General features: G+C 35.3%; 17 protein-coding genes. 16 read left to right on the top strand and 1 reads right to left on the bottom strand.

Annotated features, from left to right (window positions below; translation table 11 throughout):
- The first annotated feature begins 189 nt into the window (after positions 1-189).
- From rplS to uvrB, 14 genes are all read left to right on the top strand, one after another.
- Positions 190-540 (top strand): 50S ribosomal protein L19, encoded by a 351-nt coding sequence (rplS, locus tag FDM27_RS11295; protein WP_071183583.1) that lies wholly within the window; start codon positions 190-192, stop codon positions 538-540.
- 264 nt (positions 541-804) lie between these two features.
- Positions 805-3,042 (top strand): NADP-dependent isocitrate dehydrogenase, encoded by a 2,238-nt coding sequence (locus FDM27_RS11290; protein ID WP_140486561.1) that lies wholly within the window; start codon positions 805-807, stop codon positions 3,040-3,042.
- 244 nt (positions 3,043-3,286) lie between these two features.
- Entirely contained in the window at positions 3,287-3,877 is a 591-nt protein-coding gene (locus FDM27_RS11285; RefSeq protein WP_140486559.1) for a TetR/AcrR family transcriptional regulator, read from the top strand.
- 11 nt (positions 3,878-3,888) lie between these two features.
- The gene (locus tag FDM27_RS11280; RefSeq protein WP_140486557.1) at positions 3,889-4,119 is read left to right on the top strand and encodes a hypothetical protein; all 231 of its coding nucleotides are present in this window, start codon (positions 3,889-3,891) and stop codon (positions 4,117-4,119) included.
- Positions 4,120-4,124: 5 nt separating this feature from the next.
- On the top strand, positions 4,125-5,396 hold the full coding sequence (locus FDM27_RS11275; RefSeq protein WP_140486555.1) for an MFS transporter: 1,272 nt from the start codon (positions 4,125-4,127) through the stop codon (positions 5,394-5,396).
- Between the two features lie 99 nt (positions 5,397-5,495).
- Positions 5,496-7,877: a TonB-dependent receptor gene (locus FDM27_RS11270; RefSeq protein WP_140486553.1), complete on the top strand. Its 2,382-nt coding sequence runs from the start codon at positions 5,496-5,498 to the stop codon at positions 7,875-7,877.
- A 27-nt stretch (positions 7,878-7,904) separates the two neighbouring features.
- Positions 7,905-8,726, top strand: a complete 822-nt coding sequence (locus FDM27_RS11265; protein WP_071183589.1) for a DUF4249 domain-containing protein — start codon at positions 7,905-7,907, stop codon at positions 8,724-8,726.
- A gap of 275 nt (positions 8,727-9,001) precedes the next feature.
- A complete protein-coding gene (locus FDM27_RS11260; protein ID WP_140486550.1) occupies positions 9,002-9,664 on the top strand; it encodes a thiamine diphosphokinase in 663 nt (220 codons plus the stop codon).
- Positions 9,665-9,968: 304 nt separating this feature from the next.
- On the top strand, positions 9,969-10,943 hold the full coding sequence (gene rlmF / locus FDM27_RS11255) for a 23S rRNA (adenine(1618)-N(6))-methyltransferase RlmF (RefSeq protein ID WP_410503846.1): 975 nt from the start codon (positions 9,969-9,971) through the stop codon (positions 10,941-10,943).
- A 252-nt stretch (positions 10,944-11,195) separates the two neighbouring features.
- Complete coding sequence (locus FDM27_RS11250; protein WP_140486546.1) at positions 11,196-11,714, top strand: hypothetical protein; 519 nt, start codon at positions 11,196-11,198, stop codon at positions 11,712-11,714.
- Between the two features lie 24 nt (positions 11,715-11,738).
- Positions 11,739-12,317 carry a YdeI/OmpD-associated family protein gene (locus FDM27_RS11245; RefSeq protein WP_140486544.1) on the top strand — a complete coding sequence of 193 codons (579 nt, stop codon included), beginning with the start codon at positions 11,739-11,741 and terminating at the stop codon, positions 12,315-12,317.
- 241 nt (positions 12,318-12,558) lie between these two features.
- Positions 12,559-15,081 (top strand): glycosyl hydrolase family 95 catalytic domain-containing protein, encoded by a 2,523-nt coding sequence (locus FDM27_RS11240; RefSeq protein WP_140486542.1) that lies wholly within the window; start codon positions 12,559-12,561, stop codon positions 15,079-15,081.
- Positions 15,082-15,317: 236 nt separating this feature from the next.
- Positions 15,318-16,607: a nucleoside hydrolase-like domain-containing protein gene (locus tag FDM27_RS11235; RefSeq protein WP_140486540.1), complete on the top strand. Its 1,290-nt coding sequence runs from the start codon at positions 15,318-15,320 to the stop codon at positions 16,605-16,607.
- A 96-nt stretch (positions 16,608-16,703) separates the two neighbouring features.
- On the top strand, positions 16,704-18,695 hold the full coding sequence (gene uvrB / locus FDM27_RS11230) for an excinuclease ABC subunit UvrB (RefSeq protein WP_140486538.1): 1,992 nt from the start codon (positions 16,704-16,706) through the stop codon (positions 18,693-18,695).
- 4 nt (positions 18,696-18,699) lie between these two features.
- Here the strand turns inward: uvrB and FDM27_RS11225 are convergent, their stop codons facing one another.
- Entirely contained in the window at positions 18,700-19,095 is a 396-nt protein-coding gene (locus FDM27_RS11225; RefSeq protein ID WP_071183595.1) for an excinuclease ABC subunit B, read from the bottom strand.
- Between the two features lie 311 nt (positions 19,096-19,406).
- On the opposite strand from FDM27_RS11225, the gene FDM27_RS11220 reads away from it, so the two are divergent.
- Together FDM27_RS11220 and FDM27_RS11215 are read left to right on the top strand one after the other, a co-directional pair.
- Entirely contained in the window at positions 19,407-20,417 is a 1,011-nt protein-coding gene (locus tag FDM27_RS11220) for a dipeptide epimerase (protein ID WP_140486536.1), read from the top strand.
- A 6-nt stretch (positions 20,418-20,423) separates the two neighbouring features.
- Positions 20,424-21,464 (top strand): aminotransferase class I/II-fold pyridoxal phosphate-dependent enzyme, encoded by a 1,041-nt coding sequence (locus FDM27_RS11215; RefSeq protein ID WP_140486534.1) that lies wholly within the window; start codon positions 20,424-20,426, stop codon positions 21,462-21,464.
- Positions 21,465-21,481 lie beyond the last annotated feature (17 nt).

Below are 21,481 nucleotides of genomic sequence, written 5' to 3'. Positions count from 1 at the left end.
CAATTGATTAAGCAGTTAAAAATTGGTATTTGGAATTTGATTTTATTTAGAGTTTGATTTTTTTATTGGAATTTGAAATTTCTTTTATTGGAATTTAATTTTTTTAATTACTTTTGCACCCACATTTAATTAACCTCTGGCGATACCCGTGAATGTTGATTAGATTTCAAACCATAATTAGCATTTAAAATGGCAAATTTAGTAGATTTCGTTAATAGCGAATTTGTTACAAGAAAAGATTTCCCTGAATTCGGAGCTGGAGACACTATCACAGTTTACTACGAAATTAAAGAGGGTGAAAAAACTAGAACTCAGTTCTTTAAAGGAGTTGTAATCCAAAGAAGAGGTACTGGAAGTACTGAAACTTTTACAATTCGTAAAATGTCTGGATCAGTAGGTGTTGAGCGTATCTTCCCTATCAACTTGCCAGCTTTACAAAAAATTGAAATCAATAAGAAAGGTGCTGTACGTAGAGCTAGAATTTTCTACTTCAGAGAACTTACTGGTAAGAAAGCAAAAATCAAAGACAAAAGAAGATAATAATTTATCTCTTTATCATAAAAGTCCCGACAATGTCGGGACTTTTTTTTAGGTTTTAACCAAACAACGCCCTTAAAAAGACCTTTATTCTTTAAAAAAATAACATTTTAAAGCCTTGTCGTTAGTTATCCTGTAAATCCGCTATTTCTATAACAAACCAGACTGTATTTTAGTCTGATTTACATATCTTTGCACCGCTTTATTCAAAGCAAACAATACATTTCACATTCTTCGCCGAAGAGTTACGATTATAAAATAAAAAAAATGACACAAAAATCAAAGATTGTTTACACATTAACTGACGAAGCACCTTTGTTAGCTACTTATTCGTTTTTACCTATTGTTGAAGCTTTTACTGCTACAGCCGGAATCGAAATTGAAACAGAAGATATTTCTGTTGCTGCCCGTATCCTTGCTAATTTCCCTGAGTTTTTAACTGAGGAGCAAAGAGTAAAAGATTCTTTGGCTGAATTAGGAAAACTAGCTACTGCTCCAGAAGCAAACATCATCAAATTACCAAACGTTTCTGCATCTGTTCCTCAATTAAAAGGGGCTATTACTGAATTGCAAGCTCACGGATACAAAGTTCCTGATTACCCGGAAGCTCCACAAAACGACGCCGAAGCAGCAATCAAAGCTAAATATGCTAAAATATTAGGTTCTGCTGTAAACCCTGTTTTACGTGAAGGAAACTCTGACCGTAGAGCTCCAAAAGCAGTAAAAAATTATGCTAAAGCAAACCCACATTCAATGGGTGCCTGGTCTGCTGATTCTAAAACAGCAGTTGCTTCTATGGAAAGCGGTGATTTTTACGGAAGTGAGCAATCACTTACTGTAGCTGAAGCTACTGATGTAAAAATCGAATTTGTTGCACAAGACGGTACAGCTACTGTTCTTAAAGCAAGCACTCCATTGAAAGCTGGTGAAATTATCGATAGTTCAGTAATGCACTTGAACGCTTTGAAATCTTTTGTTGCTAAAACAATTGCTGAGGCTAAAGCACAAGGAGTTTTACTTTCTGTACACTTAAAAGCTACAATGATGAAGGTTTCTGACCCAATCATCTTTGGAGCTATCGTTGAAGTATATTTCAAAGATGTTTTCGAAAAATACGCTGCTTTATTTGCTGAATTAGGAGTAAACACTAAAAATGGTTTAGGTGACGTATACGCAAAAATTGCAGGTAACGCACAAGAAGCTGAAGTAAAAGCTGCTATCGACCAGGCAATTGAAAATGGTCCAGCTCTTGCTATGGTAAATTCTGAAAAAGGAATTACTAACCTTCACGTACCATCTGATGTAATTGTTGATGCTTCTATGCCGGCAATGATTCGTACTTCTGGCCAAATGTGGAACAAAGAAGGAAAAGCTCAAGATACTATCGCTATTATCCCAGACCGTTCTTACGCTGGTGTATATACTGCTACAATTGATTTCTGTAAAAAACACGGTGCTTTTGACCCAACTACTATGGGATCTGTTCCAAACGTAGGTTTGATGGCTCAAAAAGCAGAAGAATACGGTTCTCATGACAAAACTTTCCAAATGTCAGCTAACGGAGTTGTTCGTGTGGTTGATGTAAACGGAAACGTTTTAATGGAACAAGCTGTCGAAGCAAATGATATTTTCAGAATGTGTCAGGCTAAAGACGCTCCTATTCAGGACTGGGTAAAACTAGCTGTAAACAGAGCACGTTTATCTGCAACTCCTGCTGTTTTCTGGTTAGATGAAAACAGAGCGCACGACAGACAATTAATCGAAAAAGTAAACTTATACTTGAAAGATTACGACACAACCGGATTAGATATCCGTATCTTAAACCCAATTGCTGCAACTGAATTCACATTAGAAAGAATCATCAAAGGATTGGATACTATCTCAGTAACAGGAAACGTATTACGTGATTACCTTACTGATTTATTCCCTATTTTAGAAGTTGGAACTTCTGCAAAAATGTTATCTATCGTTCCATTAATGAATGGTGGTGGATTATTCGAAACGGGGGCAGGTGGATCAGCTCCTAAACACGTTGAGCAATTTGTAACTGAAGGATACTTACGTTGGGATTCATTAGGAGAATTTTTAGCTTTAGGTGCTTCATTAGAGCATTTAGGACAAACTTTAAACAATGAAAAAGCAATCGTTCTTTCTGAAACTTTAGACCAGGCAAATGATGCTTTCCTGAAAAATGATAAATCTCCAGCTAGAAAAGTAGGTCAAATTGACAACCGTGGTTCTCACTTTTACTTAGCTTTATACTGGGCTCAGGCTTTGGCAAACCAAACTAAAGATGCTGAATTACAAGCTATCTTTGCTCCAATTGCAAAAGAACTTACTGAGAACGAAGCTAAAATTGATGCGGAATTGATTGGTGCACAAGGAAAACCACAAGAAATTGGAGGTTACTACCAACCAAATCCTGCTTTAGTAAGCAAAGCAATGCGTCCAAGCACTACTTTCAATACTATTTTAGATAAAATTTCAGTATTAAAAACAGCTTAATCGTTTTTATACCAATATTCAAAAGACAACTCGAAAGGGTTGTCTTTTTTTTTCAACTATTTTTTTAAAGTAGAACATTTTACTTTTCATTTTAAACCATTAAGAGATTAAGAAAAACTAAGCTTAATAAAACTTAATACCTTAATGGTTTTCAAATAATTATGTATTTCAAAAATAAATTTTACTTATAAATAAACGAACATTCACTTATAATTAATACTTTTGTCTCATAATTCAAAAAAGAATGAGAACAAGAGATAGCAATAAAGAAGAAATCGTTAAACAAAAAGCCATTGCACTACTTGTTGAAAAAGGAATCGAAGGTTTCAGCATGAACCGTCTGGCCAAAGAAAGCAGTATATCTGTAGCTACTTTGTACATCTATTATTCAGACAAAGACGATTTAATCAAAAAAATTGGAATCGAAATCGGGAAAAACTTCTTTGACGAAATGGCTAAAGATTTCTCTCCTTCAATGTCATTCAAAGAAGGGTTGTACAAACAATGGGAAAACAGAATCCGTTTTGCACAAAGCAAACCACTTGAAGTCAGTTGTTGGGAACTGCTCACACACTCCAGTTATGGAGAATATATTTTAGAAGAAAGCTTATTGGATTTCAAAATTATCATGGGTTCCTTTTTCAGAAATTCAGTGGAGAAAAAAGAATTAATTCCTATTTCAAAAGAAATATTCTGGAGTGTGGCTTATGGTCCATTATACTCCTTATTACGATTTGAAAGAGATGGTAAAAACTTTGGAGGAGGTCCTTTTAAACTCAACAAAAAAACAATCGACGACACATTTGAATTAGTCCTAAAAGCATTAACACCGTAAAATTTCACCTTATGGAAACTGATTTTAATAATATTTTGATTTTTGGTACCAATATCAAAACTGAATACGACAAAATGATTATAAGCAAGGTTTTAAATTCCAACCCCGAAATTGAACAATGGAATATTGATTTAGAAGACATCGATTCGGTATTACGAATAGAAAGCAGAACCCTAAATGCTTCACAAATAATAAAAATGATAACAGAACAGGATTTTAAATGTTCTGAATTAACAGAATAATAAAAATGGAAAACTCCTCTCAACAAACACCTTCTTTTACTTCCTACCAAAAGTTTGCCATTTTCATTCTGGCGATTACTCAATTTACAGTAATCTTAGATTTTATGGTCATGTCGCCATTAGGTGATATTTTAATGAAAACCATGCAACTAAAACCAACTCATTTTGGTTTGGTGGTTTCGGCTTATGCCTTTAGTGCCGGGATTTCAGGATTACTCACGGCAGGTTTTGCCGATAAATTCGACAGAAAAAAATTACTGCTCTTCTTTTACACCGGGTTTATTTTAGGAACTATTCTATGCGGAGTAGTCACCTCCTATCCTTTACTGGTAGCGGCCAGAATTATCACGGGATTATTTGGTGGGGTTATAGGCTCTATTTCCATGGCAATTGTAACCGATTTATTTTCGATGCAACAACGCGGTCGTGTGATGGGTTTTATCCAAATGGCTTTTGGCGCAAGCCAAATTTTCGGAATTCCATTAGGACTTTACATTGCTACCGAATGGGACTGGCATGCACCATTTTTGGCAGTAGCTGCATTGGCAGTACTTATTGCTGTTTTAATCGCATTAAAACTAAAACCACTTACCGAACATCTTGCGATACAAAAAGAAAATTCGGCGTTCAAACATTTAATGCACACCATCAGTAAACGTGAATACCGCATAGGATTTTCTGCAACTGCAGTGCTTTCTGTTGGAGGATTTATGCTAATGCCTTTTGGTAGTGCTTTTGCCATTAACAATTTGAAAATTACCGAAGAACAACTTCCGCTTCTTTTTATGATTGCAGGAATGTCCACTTTAATCATTATGCCGATTATTGGTAAACTGAGCGACAAAATAGATAAGTTCAAAATATTTGCAGCAGCTTCCATTTGGACAATCCTGACTGTTGCTGTTTATACCAATTTATCTGAAACTCCGTTTTGGTTGGTTGCCGTTATCAATGTTTTGATGATGATGGGCGTAATGAGCCGAATGGTTCCTTCTACGGCTTTAATAACTTCGGTTCCTGCCAAAGAAGACCGCGGTGCTTTTATGAGTATTAATTCTTCTTTACAACAAATTTCCGGAGGAATTGCCGCTGCTTTTGCCGGAACAATTGTAGTACAAAAAAATAATTTTAGTCCATTAGAACATTACAACAGCTTAGGATTTATCATAATTGGAATATCTGCATTATCTATTGTTTTATTAAGTCGTGTGAACCAACATTTGAAGAAAAATCCGGAACAAAAACCAGATTCTACTTTAGCTGTTCCGGAAATTTGATTAAGGTAAAAAACCGACAAAATATTAAACATAAATTAACAGCTGTTCAGTTGGCTTTTCTATACTAATAATTGACCTTTGCAATTCAAACATCTTAAAATGATTACAAAAAAAATAAATTTTCTTTTTGTCCTTCTGTTAATTAGCATGACTGCTTTTGCACAGCAAAAATTTACGCTAAGCGGAATTATCACCGATGCCAAAAACAACGAAACCCTAATAGGTGTCAACCTTTATTTCCCTGATTTAAAAATTGGAACTACTACTAACGAATATGGTTTTTATTCGATAAGTGTTCCTCTGGGAAATCAGAATTTAAGCATCAGTTATTTGGGTTACCAAAGCATAGAAAAATCCATTTCACTGACAAAAAACACTAAGATGAATTGGGCGCTGACTGAAAGTGGAGAAATACTGAACGAAGTTATTATTAGTACTAATCAGGGGCAGGCCAATACCCGAACGCCTGAAATGAGTGTCAACAAATTATCGATGGCTACCATCAAAAAAATGCCGGTTGTTTTGGGAGAAGTCGATGTAATAAAATCCATTTTATTATTGCCAGGAGTCACTAATGCTGGCGAAGGCGCATCAGGATTTAATGTTCGTGGTGGTGGTGCCGACCAGAATTTGATTCTTTTGGACGAAGCTACCATCTATAATTCTTCGCATGTTTTTGGATTTTTCTCTGTTTTCAATCCGGATGCAATTAAGGATTTAAAATTGTACAAAGGCGGAATTCCGGCTCGTTTTGGAGGAAGAGCTTCCTCGGTTTTAGATATTTATCAAAAAGACGGAAACAGCAATGAATTTCACATGAATGGTGGAATCGGGTTGATTTCCAGCCGACTTCTTGCCGAAGGTCCTATTGTTAAAGACAGAGGCTCTTTCTTAATTGGCGGTAGAGCTTCTTATGCGCATTTATTTTTGAAATTATCCGAAGAACAAAAAAACAACTCCGCTTATTTTTATGATTTGAACACTAAATTAAATTATAAAATTAACGATAACAATAACCTTTATTTATCGGGTTATTTTGGTCGTGACGTTTTTGCCATCAACAAAAGTTTCAGCAATATCTACGGAAACTCTACTTTAAACCTGCGTTGGAATCATTTATTTTCTGATAAGCTGTTTTCAAATCTCTCTTTAATCTATAGCGATTATTATTACGGATTAGATCTTGATTTTATTGGTTTTAAATGGGATTCGGGCATTAAAAACTACAACATCAAATATGATTTTAAGCATTATATTTCGGATAATTTCAAATTGAATTATGGTGCCAATGCTATTTATTACAATTTCAATCCCGGTTCGATTAAACCTTCTAATGACACTTCGACAATAATTCCGGAACAATTAGATCCAAAATATGCTTTTGAACCCTCACTCTACATAGAAGCCGAAAACAAAATCACTAAAAAACTGAGTCTGGCTTATGGCTTGCGTTACAGTATGTTTTACCGCTTAGGAAATTCTACAATTAATTTATACGAAAACAACAATCCGGTAGTTTTTAATTCGGATTTCCAGATTTACGAAAAAGCAACTCCTATCGACACAAAATTTTACGGTAAAAACAAAACCATAAAAAGTTTTGACAACTTCGAACCCCGTTTTGCTGTTTCATACCAATTCAATGATGATCAGGCACTAAAAGCGAGTTATAACCGAATGGTACAATACCTGCAATTAATTTCGAATACCGCTTCTCCTACTCCATTGGATATTTGGATGCCGAGTGATAATTACATCAAACCACAAATTGCCGATCAAGTTGCTATTGGTTACTTTAAAAACATTCGCAATGGCGATTATTCGCTTGAAATAGAAAGTTATTACAAAAAAATCCAAAATCGTATTGATTATATTGATGGCGCCGATTTAATTGCTAATAATGCTATCGAACAAGTTATCTTAAACGGAAGAATGCGTTCTTATGGTTTGGAATTGATGCTGAAGAAAAACACTGGCCAATTAAACGGCTGGATTTCGTACACCTTGTCTAAATCAGAGCAGCAAACTCCGGGCAGAACTGCTGACGAAATAGGAATTAATTACGGAAAGTGGTACAATTCGGCTTACGACAAAACACATAATTTAGCGATAACTTCGGCTTATCATTTGAATGACAAATGGGATTTTGGAGCTAATTTTGCATTACAATCCGGACAACCGGTCACTTTTCCTGATAGTGGGTATCAATATGGAGATGTATTTGTGCCAAGCTACGGTTTAAGAAACAGAAATCGCCTGCCTGCTTACCACCACTTAGACATTTCTGCCACCTTAACTCCTGCTAAAAATAAAGACCGAAACTGGAAAGGTGAATGGGTTTTCAGCATTTACAATTTATACAATCGCCAGAATGCTGCTTCTATTACTTTTAGACAAAATGTAGATACAGCAGTAAATGAAGCCGTAAAAACATCCATTTTTGGAATTGTTCCTGCGGTGAGTTATAATTTTAAATTCTAAAAATTTACTTTCGAAAAAGATACTATTATGAAGAAAATATTGTTCCCCTTTTTACTACTCTTAATCAGCCTTTTTAGCAGCTGCGAAGAAGTAGTTGATGTCAAATTAGACACAGCCCCACCCCGATTAGTTGTCGAAGCTTCTATTGTATGGATTAAAGGAAGTACAGGCAATGCTCAAAAAATAAAATTAACCACCACCACCGGTTATTATGATACTGAAATTCCTATTGTAACCGGAGCCAATGTTTCTATAACCAACAGTGATAACGTCATTTTTAATTTTGTAGAAATTCCGGAAACAGGCGAATATGCTTGTACCGATTTTGAACCTGAAATAGGCAAAAATTACACTTTGACCATTATTCACAATGGTGAAACCTACACCGCAAGCGAAACTTTTCAATCCCTGGCTCCCATTACCCGAATAGAACAAAACAACGAAGGCGGTTTTACAGGAAAAGAAATCGAAATCAAAGCCTACTTTAATGATCCTGCCGAGAAAGACAACTACTACCTCTATAAATATCAATATTCTAATGAAACAACAGTAAGTTATAATGTTGATGATGACCGTTTTTTTCAGGGAAACGAATTTTTTAGTCGCTCACAAAGTGATGATTTAAAAAAAGGGGATGTCATTGATTTGACCCATTTTGGAGCATCTAAACAATATTACAATTACATGAATATTCTAATTGGAATTGTAGGTTCTAATTCGGGTAGTCCTTTCCAGACTCCTCCTGCCACAGTGAGAGGAAATATCAAGAATAGTACAAATCCTCAAAATTATGCTTTGGGTTATTTTGCCCTTGGCGAAACCGACATGCGCCGTTATGTTGTGCAATAGTTTTTAAATCAGTATTTTAATATATTTCAACAATAAATCGAGAATATTTCCAACAAAGAGTTAATCTATTTAAATCTGCTAAACCTGCGTACATTTTTATTCACGCAGATTCAGCAGATTTAAAAACACTAGTACTTAATCAACTATTTAAAAAAGTACAATAGTATTAAAAACCAATACCTATTAATCTGTGTAAATCAGTGTAATCTGCGGTAAAAAAAATAGCTATCTTTGCTAACTCAATGCCAAAATCATTAATCTAAATCTACATTCCTTTGTCATCACACCACATTGTTCGCGACGATCAAGAACCTGCTTTAATCATTGCCAATGGTGCTGCCTGTAATCCTGAATTATTAGGACAATTACTCGAATGGTCACCACTGGTAATTGTATTAGATTCGGCCATTGAACGCGTGATGGAACTCGACATCAAAGTTGATGTTTTGTTAGGAGATTTCGACAGAGGTTTTGATCCTTATTATTACAAAGAAAAACAATATCCGCTGGAAATTGTGCATACCCACGATCAGGAAAAAACCGATTTGGAAAAGGCTTTCGATTATTTATACGAAAGAAAAATTCCTGCGGCAAATGTGGTTTGGGCAACCGGAAAAAGAGCCGATCATACCATTACAAATCTAACCAGTATTGTCCAATACCGAGACAAACTTAAAATCGTAATCTTAGACGACCATTCTAAAATTTTTCTGTTACCAAGAAGATTCGAAAAATGGTACACAGCCAATACCCCTATTTCGCTCATTCCAGTAGGTCAGGTAACAGGAATCAGTTCCGAAAATCTTTTCTATCCTCTGAAAAATGACAGCCTTACTATTGGCTATCGCAGCGGCAGCAGCAATCATGTCAGTCAGGATGGATTAGTCGTTATCGAACACCAGGAAGGCGATTTATTGCTGATGGAATGCATGGATTAATTCATAAAATAATTGCTACTGTAAATGTTATAAACATTCTTTTTTTTCAACCATTTAAGCATTTAAGAAAATTAAGGTTTGTAGTGTTCTTAAATTCCTTAACTCGCTTAACGGTTTAAATATTTTTATCTTTTACACAAACTAATACTTAACCATAAAGAAACGCTTATTAGAGAAATCATTCAAATTTCTTTAATCTGTGTTACAAATACAACTTAACTCCTAATTCACTACAAAATAACCATTTGCAAACATTAAACCCATTTTAATTAACTACCTTTGCAGCGAAATTAAAAAAACAATAATGTCCAAAACAGTTACGGAAAAAATCAGTTTACATCCCAGAAACCAACACCGATTGCGCTATGATTTTAAATTGCTCATCGAAAAATGTTCTGAGTTAAAATCCTTTGTTTTCATCAACGAACAGCATTCCGATGCTTCGGGGGAAACCATCGATTTTAGCAATCCGCTGGCTGTAAAAACCCTAAACAAGGCATTATTAATTAGCTATTACGACATACAAAACTGGGATATTCCTCAAGATTACCTTTGCCCACCCATCCCAGGCAGAGCAGATTACATCCACCACATCGCTGATTTATTGGCTGAAAGCAACAACGGAATTATTCCAACAGGAGCTGAAGTGGAAGGACTTGATATTGGCGTTGGAGCCAATTGTATTTATCCAATTATTGGAAATGGAGTTTACAACTGGAACTTTGTAGGTACTGATATAGACGAAAAAGCTTTAAACAATTGCAGCGAAATAATCGAAGCCAATCCAAAATTGATTGAAGCCATTAGTTTGCAACAGCAATTAGAACCTAGATTTGTTTTTAAAAATATCATTACCCCCGAAGATAAATTTGCTTTCACAATTTGCAATCCGCCCTTTCATAAATCAGCTGAGGATGCCAGTAAAGGCAGCCTTAGAAAAGTCAATAATTTACAGGATAAAAAAGTTACCAAAGCCGTTTTGAATTTTGGTGGTCAAAATACCGAATTGTGGTGCGATGGTGGCGAGCTAGGTTTCATTACCCAAATGATTTACGAAAGTGCCCGTTACCCAATGCAATGCTTGTGGTTCACTACTTTGGTATCTAAACAATCGCATCTTAAAAGCCTGTACAAAACCCTAAACAAAGTCAATGCTGCCCAAATAAAAACAATTGATATGGCGCAAGGACAAAAAATCAGCCGCATTCTTGCCTGGACTTTCCTTACCGAAACCCAACAAAAAAACTGGAAATTCGAAGCAGCAAAGCCTGTCTTTTAATTAAACTTTTTCTTACTTCATTTGTAATAAAATTATATATTAGCGAAATAAAATTATAATCATTTATCTCTATTACAGGCTCTTTTGAAATAGATTTGCCACAGAAATAAATTGAGTTGTTTACAACTTGCAAAACTGTTTCGTTCTAAAATAAGTTGACTTAATTCATTTTCTAAAAAAAAAGCTAGAAATTAAGTAAATTGGTTATTCAATCAGTTAAATCTAAATTTGCAACTTAAATTATAACCAACAATGAAATTGAAAAAAAACGAATACATTGCAATTAGTAATCCTGCAAATAATGATTTTGTACCAGTAAAAATTCTATCAATAGCTAAAGAAGAAATTACTGTTAAAATATTAGCAAACGAAGACATTCGAAATATCTCAAATTATTATCTCGAAAATTATGGATATAGAAAACCATATATTTCAGAAAAAATAATTGAAAACTGTGGTCTAAAAAAAACAAAGCATGATCAATATGAAAATGATAAAATAATTTTGATTAAATCATTTGTTCGCCAAAATAATGGTGGCTATCATTTTTTTTCGTCTAATTTCTTGGGTTATAAATTTTTAAATAATTCTGAAGTTGATGATTTTAGAAAACTTCTTTCAGAAATACCATATGAAACTAATATCAATGACTTTAAGAAAAAAAATTCAACTATTACAACTATTGAAGAATTCATTAATAAAATAAATGAACTTAAAATCAATAACATTAATTTTGAAAAACTCATATGTGAACAAGGTGGTGGACTATAAATATATAAAAACCAATTTTTATTTATGAACCCCAAAGTCAATCAATTTTTAAGCAAAGCAAAAAAGTGGCAGGATGAAATGACACTGCTGAGAGAAATTGTACTGGAATGCAACTTAACTGAAGATTTTAAATGGATGCATCCCTGCTACACTCTTGATAATGCTAACATTGTATTGATACACGGTTTCAAAGACTATTGCGCCTTACTTTTCTTTAAAGGCGTACTAATGAAAGACGAAAAAGGAATCCTCATTCAGCAAACCGAAAACGTTCAGGACAGACGCCAAATAAGATTCAAAAATGTAGAAGAAATTGAAAAACTGGAATCGATAATTAAAGACTACATCAACGAAGCCATTACCATAGAAAAAGCAGGACTGAAAGTAGTAATGAAAACCACTGCCGAATTCAATATGCCGCAGGAATTCAAAATCGTTTTAGACGATATGCCTGAACTAAACAAAGCTTTCTATGCCTTAACACCGGGACGTCAAAAAGCCTATCTGTTATATTTCTCCTCAGCTAAACAAGCCAAAACCCGCGAAGCCAGAATTGAAAAATATATGGATAAAATTCTGGACGGAAAAGGTCTGGATGATTAAAAAAAACATAAATACATCTCATATTTTAATTTTAATCATTTAAAAAAACTGACAGCTTTTAGAAAGCCGTTGACATAGAAATCCTCTCCTCATTCACAACAATTAGTATTTTAACAAGATAATCTAATCTTCTAAAATTTCCCCATAATTTGCTCTAAAGTTGTAGGTTTTAGTTATTTTTAGCAACTCAAAATAAAAATCCTAAAACTATTCAACCACACTATTAAAAATCAACCTTTTTATGTCCATTTTTTACAAAACAAAACCAAATCAACTGAAAATTGTTTCATTTGTAGCTGTTCAAATTCTATTCGCTTCTTTTTGTGAAGCTCAAAACAAAACCAATTCCAATACTCAAGATTTAAAATTATGGTACGACAAGCCTTCTGAAAAGTGGGTGGAGGCTTTGCCAGTAGGAAATGGAAGAATTGGAGCAATGATATTTGGCGGCGTTGAAGAAGAACTTTTACAACTAAACGAGAGTACTTTATGGAGCGGTGGTCCGGTCAAAACAAATGTCAACCCGGAATCAAAAAACTATTTGCCAAAAATCAGGGAAGCCTTGCTTCAGGAGGAAGATTATTCTAAAGCCAATCAATTGACCCGAAAAATGCAAGGCTTGTATTCGCAGTCATATTTGCCTTTAGGTGATATTCTTATCAAACAGAATTTCAATAATGCAAAACCAACGTTTTATTATCGCGATTTGGATATTGAAAATGCGGTGGCAACCACAAAGTTTATTATCAATGACGTCGAATATACCCGTGAAATATTTACTTCTGCACCTGATAATGTGATGTTAGTTCGAATTTCGGCAAATAAAAAAGGAGCACTTACTTTTGATGTTTCTTCTAAAAGTCAATTGAAATTCAGTCCATCAACCAAAGGAAACAACGAACTTATTATTAGCGGAAAAGCACCTGCTAACGTAGATCCTTCTTATTATAACGTGAAAGGAAGAGAGCCTATAATATATGAAGATCCAACAGGATGTGATGGTATGCGTTATCAATATCGTATCAAAGCGGTTAACAAAGACGGAAGTGTAACGACAACAGATTCAGAAATTAAAATTAAAAATGCGAGTGAAGTAATACTTTACATCGCTGCAGCAACCAGTTTCAACGGATTTGACAAATGTCCGGATAAAGACGGAAAAGATGAAAATAAAATTGCCTCGAACCGAATCAACAAAGCAGTAAAAAAGAGCTATTCGCAATTATTCAACAGCCATATTGCTGATTACAAACATTATTTCGATCGCGTTTCTTTTGCTGTAAAAGATACGGTGAACACTCCAATTAAATTAAAATTACCTTCTAACGAACGATTGAAAGCCTATTCTAATGGTGCTTATGATCCTAAAATAGAAACTTTATATTTTCAATACGGAAGATATTTGCTGATTTCTTCTTCACGTCCAGGCGGACCTCCAGCTAATTTACAGGGAATTTGGAACCAAAAACTTCGTGCGCCATGGAGTTCTAATTACACCATCAACATCAATACCCAAATGAATTATTGGCCAGCTGAAGTAACAAATCTTTCTGAAATGCACCAACCGCTTTTAGACTGGATTCAAAGTCTGGCTAAAACCGGAAAAGCTACTGCACGCGAGTTTTATAATGCGAATGGCTGGGTTGCTCATCACAATTCCGATTTATGGGCATTGAGTAATCCTGTGGGTGATAAAGGAGACGGTGATCCTGTTTGGGCCAACTGGTGGATGGGCGGAAACTGGCTCACACAACATCTTTATGAGCACTACCGTTTTACAGGAGATAAAAAATTCCTGGCTGAAAAAGCCTATCCTGTTATGAAAGATGCTGCACTTTTTTCATTAGACTGGTTAGTCGAAGATAAAAACGGCTATTTAGTTACAGCTCCATCTACTTCTCCTGAAAATAAATTCAAAGACAGTAAAGGCAAAGAACAATCAGTATCTGTTGCTACTACGATGGACATGTCAATTATTAGAGATTTATTCGATAATTTAATTGAAGCATCCGAAACTTTAGGAACTGATAAAGCTTTCCGAGAAATCTTGATTGCAAAACGAGCGAAACTGTATCCATTACAAATTGGAAAAAACGGAACATTGATGGAATGGTATAAGGATTTTGAAGAAACAGATATCCACCATCGTCATGCCTCTCACCTATTTGGTTTGCATCCAGGAAGAGAAATCACTCCTTTGACGACTGACTTTTTTAATGCTGCCAAAAAATCGCTTGAAGTTCGCGGAGACGAAGGAACCGGATGGAGCAAAGGATGGAAAATCAACTGGTGGGCAAGATTACAGGATGGCGATCATGCGTACTCTTTGATCAGACAGCTTTTAAATTACGTTGACCCTTCCAGTGGAAATTCAGGTGCGGGAGGAACTTATCCTAACTTTTTTGATGCACATCCTCCTTTCCAAATTGACGGAAATTTTGCGGGTACAGCGGGTATGACTGAAATGCTTTTGCAAAGTCAAGCCAATTATATCCAATTATTGCCTGCCTTGCCTAAAGCCTGGAGTGAAGGCAACGTAAAAGGACTGATTGCCCGAGGTGGATTTGAAATTGATATGGATTGGAGCAAACAACAACTTAATAATGCCACTGTAAAATCATTAAATGGTGCTGAATGTATCATTATTACAAAAGTACCGGTGAAAATCAAAGATTCTGATATTGTTTCACAAAAAACGGACAATGGTTACAAAATTTCATTTAAAACATCCAAAGGCAAAACCTATCAAATAGTCAAATTATAACCAAAACATTCAACGTTTTACAAACTTTACACAGTCGTTTTATTTTTTAATAAAGCGACTGTTTTTTATTTATAAATGGAACACAGCAATTCTTTGGCTTTTACTTTAGATTGAATTTGCGGTAAATTTCAGCAAAAAAAGCTTTCGAATACTTTCGATTACTTTCTTTTATTTTTTATTTATTCAAAAAATAAGCTATATTAGCCAAGCTTAATTAGATAATTTTTTTTAAAACTATGAAAAATCCAGTTTTAGTTGCCTTATTTTGTTTGATGCAAACCCTAATTTTAGCGCAAAGTCCAACACCTTCAAAACCCCGAATTTTAATTAGTACCGATATTGGCGGCACCGATCCTGATGACAATCAATCCATGACTCATTTGCTTATGAACAGCGATTTGTTTCAATTTGAAGGGCTTGTTTCGTCACCATCTTATGGAGAAGGCAATAAAAAAGAAATACTAAGAATGATTGATATCTATGAAAAAGACCTGCCTAAACTGAACAAACACAATAAAAAATTAGCCAAACCGGATTTTCTACGTTCCATTTGCAAACAAGGCCGTAAAGGAAATGCTCCTTTTTCCGGATATACAACCGCAACCGAAGGTTCGGACTGGATTATTAAATGTGCTAAAAAACAAAGTGAGCATCCGTTATGGATTTTAGGCTGGGGCGGACTGGAAGATATTGCTCAGGCTTTGCATGATGCACCGGAAATTCAACATAAAATCAGAATTTACTGGATAGGCGGACCCAATAAAAAATGGAGTGCTAATAGTTATGCTTATATCGCAGAGAATTTTCCAAACTTATTCTTTATCGAAGTAAATTCCAGTTATTATGGTTTCTTTTCAAACAATACTGAACCTGACACCATCAACACTTCGGATTATTACAACAGGGTTATTCAGGGCGGCGGTCATTTAGGAATGGATTTTAAAAACTATTATGATGGCGAAATCAAAATGGGTGACTCTCCTTCCCTCTTTTATATGATGGATGGCAATCCCGAAAAACCCGAAAGAGAAAGTTGGGGTGGTAGCTTTAAAAAAATTACTTATAGCCCTAGAACTATCTATAATCAAACAACCACATTAAAAGATACGGTAGCATTTTGTTCTATTATCGAAATTCATTTAAAAGGACCAAAAATAGAAATCCCATCTGATTCAGTTTGTTTTTGGATGGAAATTCCATACGGAAAAACAATCCAAAAATGGCCTGGATATCATCTGGGCAACGGCGATTATGCAATAAGATACATTCCTAAAAAAGCCGAAAATTTGCATTATCGTTTCACATCTAAAATTGCTGAGATTAACGGACTTGAAGGAGATATTGTCGTTAGCAATTTATGGCCCGGTAAAAAACATTCAACTGATTATCCACTAGGAAACCATTGGTACAGTGACAAATCGGACATTAATTTATATGATGAAAAAATTCAAGGCGGGAAAACAGTATTAAAATGGCGAAATGTTATTTTAGATGATTGGGCAAAACGTTGGAAATGGTTAAAATAAAACTATGCGATGCTAAATCCTTCTAATTTTAGCTATCAGCAAAGTTGCCAATAAACTTTGTAACTTTGCAACTTCCAACATTGCAACAGAAAACAAATGAAATTCCAAGTCGTATCGGATTACCAACCCAAAGGAGACCAGCCTCAGGCAATTGAAAAATTAGCTCAAGGGATTGAAGCTGGCGAACAATTCCAAACACTTTTAGGTGTTACAGGTTCGGGAAAAACATTTACGGTGGCCAATGTCATTCAGGAAGTGCAAAGACCTACGCTGGTTTTGGCGCACAACAAAACTTTAGCAGCACAATTGTACTCAGAATTCAAGCAGTTCTTCCCCAACAATGCCGTAGAATATTTTGTTTCTTATTACGATTATTACCAACCTGAAGCTTTTATGCCCGTTACAGGCGTTTTCATCGAAAAAGATTTATCCATCAACGAAGAGCTGGAAAAGATGCGTTTGAGCACTACTTCTTCGCTGCTTTCGGGACGAAGAGACATTCTGGTGGTAGCTTCGGTTTCTTGTTTGTACGGTATCGGGAATCCCGTGGAATTTCAGAAAAACGTAATTGCATTGGAACGGGATCAGGAAATTTCGAGAACCAAGTTATTGCACTCCTTAGTACAAAGTTTATATTCCAGAACCGAGGCCGATTTTACACCCGGGAATTTCAGAATTAAAGGCGATACAGTGGAAATTTTCCCAAGTTATGCCGATGATGCCTATCGCATTCACTTTTTTGGTGACGAAATCGAAGAAATAGAATCTTTTGATGTTCAATCTTCGAAAGTAATTGAACGATTTGATAAACTGACCATTTACCCGGCTAATATGTTTGTGACTTCGCCAGATGTGTTGCAAGGTGCTATTTGGGAAATCCAGCAGGATTTAGTCAAACAAGTCGATTATTTCAAAGAAATAGGCAAACATCTCGAAGCCAAACGATTGGAAGAAAGAACTAATTTTGACCTAGAAATGATTCGGGAATTGGGTTATTGTTCCGGAATCGAAAATTACTCTCGTTATCTTGACGGCAGACAGGCCGGAACACGTCCTTTCTGTTTGTTGGATTATTTCCCAAAAGATTATTTGATGGTCGTTGACGAAAGTCACGTAACACTTTCTCAGGTTCACGCCATGTACGGAGGCGACAGAAGCCGAAAAGAAAACCTTGTGGAATACGGTTTTAGACTTCCCGCAGCCATGGACAACCGACCGTTAAAATTTGACGAATTTGAAGCGATGCAAAATCAGGTGATTTATGTTTCGGCGACACCTGCTGATTATGAGTTACAAAAATGCGATGGCGTCTATGTGGAACAAATTATTCGTCCTACAGGATTATTGGACCCGGTTATCGAAATTCGTCCAAGTTTGAATCAAATTGACGATTTGATCGAAGAAATTCAGCAACGTTGTGAACTGGACGAACGTGTTTTAGTAACCACTCTAACCAAGAGAATGGCGGAAGAATTAGCCAAATATCTAACTAAGGTAAGTATTCGTTGTCGTTATATTCATTCGGATGTAGATACATTGGAACGCATCGAAATCATGCAGGATTTACGAAAAGGAATCTTTGATGTGCTAATTGGTGTCAACTTATTGCGTGAAGGGTTGGATTTGCCCGAAGTTTCTTTGGTTGCTATTTTGGATGCAGATAAGGAGGGATTTTTACGTTCTCATCGTTCGCTGACACAAACTGTTGGTCGTGCTGCACGAAACCTGAACGGAAAGGCGATTATGTATGCGGATAAAATCACCGACAGCATGCAAAAAACCATTGACGAAACCAATTACAGAAGAAGCAAACAGATTAATTTTAATACTGTCAATAACATTGTTCCGCAAGCATTGAACAAGAAAATCGACAGTGCTTTTACTAAAAATCCTTTGGTAGAATACGAACTGGGACATACCATACCTACTGCGGCCGAACCCGAAAACCAATACCTGTCGAAAACAGAAATCGACAAACTAATTCGTGAAAAACGAAAATCAATGGAAAAAGCCGCTAAAGAACTGGACTTTATGCAAGCCGCAAAATTGCGTGATGAAATCAAGAAATTACAGGAACAACTGGCTTAAAAGTCTATTCTTCCTGAAAAATTTTCCACAAATTATCATCTGAAATGATGGTATTAGGAGCATTTTTTACCTTTTTGATTAATACTTTAATCGCATCGGTATCTAATCCCATACTTATGGCAATATGAACAATTAAATCCGGATCTTGTTTGTACAACACACCGTCATTTTGAAAAAAGACAAGCAACTGATAGAATTGTTTGATTCGGTTCAGTTTCATGTTATCCGGCAAAGTAGGCATCTCCTGACTCAATAAATCCATGAACCCTCCTTTTTCAAAATTTAATTCGTTAGCTATTAAAAATAAAAAATCATAGCCTTTTTTACTCAACTGACCATCAACTGTTGCAAAGGCAATCATTTCTAAAAGCAATTTCTTTTTTTCTTCGTAAGCTTCCATATCATAAATAATTTAAGCTAATTTATCATTTTTTATGATAAAACCCCAAAAAAATAGCTTCGATTAAACAATTTAATCGAAAAATCACATTTTTTTTCCAACATAAAAAAGCAAAAAACAGCATAAAATTAACTTTTAGGAACAAAAACACTTAGAGAGTAAAACCACTTTTTAAACAAACCGTTTTTATCGATATACTTTTTTATGATATCTTCAAAATGAGATTAAAAAAATCCGAAAATCAAAATTCTGCATTTCCGACATTTTTTTTTCATTTATATAGCTTAATTTTATCATAAAACGAGACTATTATGGAATTGATCATAAGAGAATACGAGCTACAATTAAAGCACACCTTTACAATCTCTAGAGAATCAATTGATATTCAGCCTTCCTTAATTGTACAATTAAAAAATGGCGGATTCTCAGGATACGGTGAAGCTACTTCAAATCCTTATTACAACATTAGTGTACCAATGATGAAACAGGATTTAGAAGCAATACGTTCCTTAATAGAGTCTTCTGTTGACGAAACCCCTGAAGAATTTTGGGCAAAAGTATATCCTTTCTTAAAGCATGATATGTTTGCACTTTGTGCGCTGGATATGGCCTACACCGATTTGTATGCCCGAAAAAAAGGTAAAAAACTGCATGAACTTTGGGATTATAACATCGAAAGAAACCCTTTGACTAATTATACCATCGGAATTGATTCTATCGATAAAATGGTGGCTAAAATGAAAGAACTGCCCTGGCCTATCTACAAAATAAAATTAGGTACCAGCGAAGATATTGCCATCGTAAAAGCGCTTAGAGAACATACCGATGCTATTTTTAGAATTGATGCCAATTGTGGTTGGGAAATCGAAGAAACACTCAATAACGCCATAGAATTAAAAAAACTAGGCGTTGAATTCCTCGAACAACCGCTAAAAGCAGACGACTGGAATGGTCACGAAATTGTTTATAAACATTCCGTTTTACCAATTATTGCTGACGAAAGTTGTATTATTGAGCAAGATGTTGCCAAATGTTACAATCATTTTCATGGGATAAATATCAAATTAGTGAAATGTGGAGGCTTGACTCCTGCCCGAAGAATGATTCAACAAGCCAAAAAACTAGGATTAAAAACCATGGTAGGCTGCATGACAGAATCTTCTGTTGGAATTTCTGCTATCGCACATTTATTACCACAATTGGATTATGTTGACATGGATGGTGCCTTACTTTTAACAGAAGATATTGCCAGCGGAGTACAAATTGAAAAGGGAAAAATTGGCTATTCTCATCTAAATGGCACAGGCGTTGTCTTAAAATAGCAATTAATGAACGTAAATCAATTTCCGGATCGTATTGTAAAAATCGATAATGAAAAATACCTATACTTTGGCGGTACAGCTTATTTAGGCTTACCGCCAAATAAAAAATTCCAGAAGACACTCTGTAAAAACATTGCCCGCTGGGGCTCAGCTTACGGAAGTTCCAGAAATGCCAATATCCAATTGACTGCTTACCAAAAAGGAGAAACTTTTCTGGCTGAATTCATCAAAGCCAAAGTCGCTCTTACCGTTTCCTCCGGAATGTTAGCAGGACAAATTGTGCTTGACACCTTAGCATCAGAAACAGATGTCTTCTATCATTTTCCGGATACTCATATTGCCATTTCAAAAGCCGAAAGTCTTCCGTTTTTTATCAATAATCAATTAAACCCACGTTTACTCGATGAAAAACCGGAAAAAATTACCATCCTGACCGATGCCGTTGCCACCAATACCGTAAAAGCTGTGGAGCTTTCTTTTTTAAAGCAAATTCCAAAAAACAAAGAAATAACCTTAGTAATCGACGAATCGCATTCGTTGGGAATTTTAGGCACTAATGGATGTGGCATTTTTTCGAATAATAATCAGTCCAATATCAAACGCAAAATCATGGTTTCCTCATTAGGAAAAGCGATGGGATTATCAGGCGGTCTAATTGCCTCCGATTATAATTTTATTCAGCAAATTAGAGAAAACAACACTTTTGTAGCCAGTGCCGGCATGAATCCTGCCTTTGTAAAAACCCTGGCTGATGCTGAATCTTTGTATCTGAAGCAACACCATAAATTAAAGAAAAACTTAGCGTATATCGATTCGAAATTGCTTCCAAGTAAAAACATTCTTTTCGACAAAAATTATCCGGTTATTTATCCAAAAATTGAGAATATCAACACTATTTTGGCTTCACATAAAATAATCATCACCAATTTCAAATACACATCAGAAGACCATTATTTGAATCGGATTATCATCACTGCCAATCATAAAAAGAAAGATTTGGATAAAATAATTGAAATCCTCAATCAATACCAAAGCAAAGATGAGTAGCCAATGCTATAATAATG

The sequence above is a fragment of the Flavobacterium sp. GSA192 genome (assembly GCF_006386525.1).
Classification (GTDB): Bacteria; Bacteroidota; Bacteroidia; order Flavobacteriales; family Flavobacteriaceae; genus Flavobacterium; species Flavobacterium commune.
This window is presented reverse-complemented; position numbering and strand designations above follow the sequence as displayed.

Coding starts and splice junctions, on each gene's coding strand:
- FDM27_RS11215 (WP_140486534.1), top strand. CDS start 20,424: ATGAACGTAAATCAATTTCCGGATCGTATTGTAAAAATCGATAATGAA.
- FDM27_RS11250 (WP_140486546.1), top strand. CDS start 11,196: ATGAAATTGAAAAAAAACGAATACATTGCAATTAGTAATCCTGCAAAT.
- FDM27_RS11220 (WP_140486536.1), top strand. CDS start 19,407: ATGGAATTGATCATAAGAGAATACGAGCTACAATTAAAGCACACCTTT.
- FDM27_RS11265 (WP_071183589.1), top strand. CDS start 7,905: ATGAAGAAAATATTGTTCCCCTTTTTACTACTCTTAATCAGCCTTTTT.
- FDM27_RS11245 (WP_140486544.1), top strand. CDS start 11,739: ATGAACCCCAAAGTCAATCAATTTTTAAGCAAAGCAAAAAAGTGGCAG.
- rplS (WP_071183583.1), top strand. CDS start 190: ATGGCAAATTTAGTAGATTTCGTTAATAGCGAATTTGTTACAAGAAAA.
- uvrB (WP_140486538.1), top strand. CDS start 16,704: ATGAAATTCCAAGTCGTATCGGATTACCAACCCAAAGGAGACCAGCCT.
- rlmF (WP_410503846.1), top strand. CDS start 9,969: ATGTCCAAAACAGTTACGGAAAAAATCAGTTTACATCCCAGAAACCAA.
- FDM27_RS11270 (WP_140486553.1), top strand. CDS start 5,496: ATGATTACAAAAAAAATAAATTTTCTTTTTGTCCTTCTGTTAATTAGC.
- FDM27_RS11275 (WP_140486555.1), top strand. CDS start 4,125: ATGGAAAACTCCTCTCAACAAACACCTTCTTTTACTTCCTACCAAAAG.
- FDM27_RS11235 (WP_140486540.1), top strand. CDS start 15,318: ATGAAAAATCCAGTTTTAGTTGCCTTATTTTGTTTGATGCAAACCCTA.
- FDM27_RS11240 (WP_140486542.1), top strand. CDS start 12,559: ATGTCCATTTTTTACAAAACAAAACCAAATCAACTGAAAATTGTTTCA.
- FDM27_RS11285 (WP_140486559.1), top strand. CDS start 3,287: ATGAGAACAAGAGATAGCAATAAAGAAGAAATCGTTAAACAAAAAGCC.
- FDM27_RS11225 (WP_071183595.1), bottom strand. CDS start 19,095: ATGGAAGCTTACGAAGAAAAAAAGAAATTGCTTTTAGAAATGATTGCC.
- FDM27_RS11290 (WP_140486561.1), top strand. CDS start 805: ATGACACAAAAATCAAAGATTGTTTACACATTAACTGACGAAGCACCT.
- FDM27_RS11280 (WP_140486557.1), top strand. CDS start 3,889: ATGGAAACTGATTTTAATAATATTTTGATTTTTGGTACCAATATCAAA.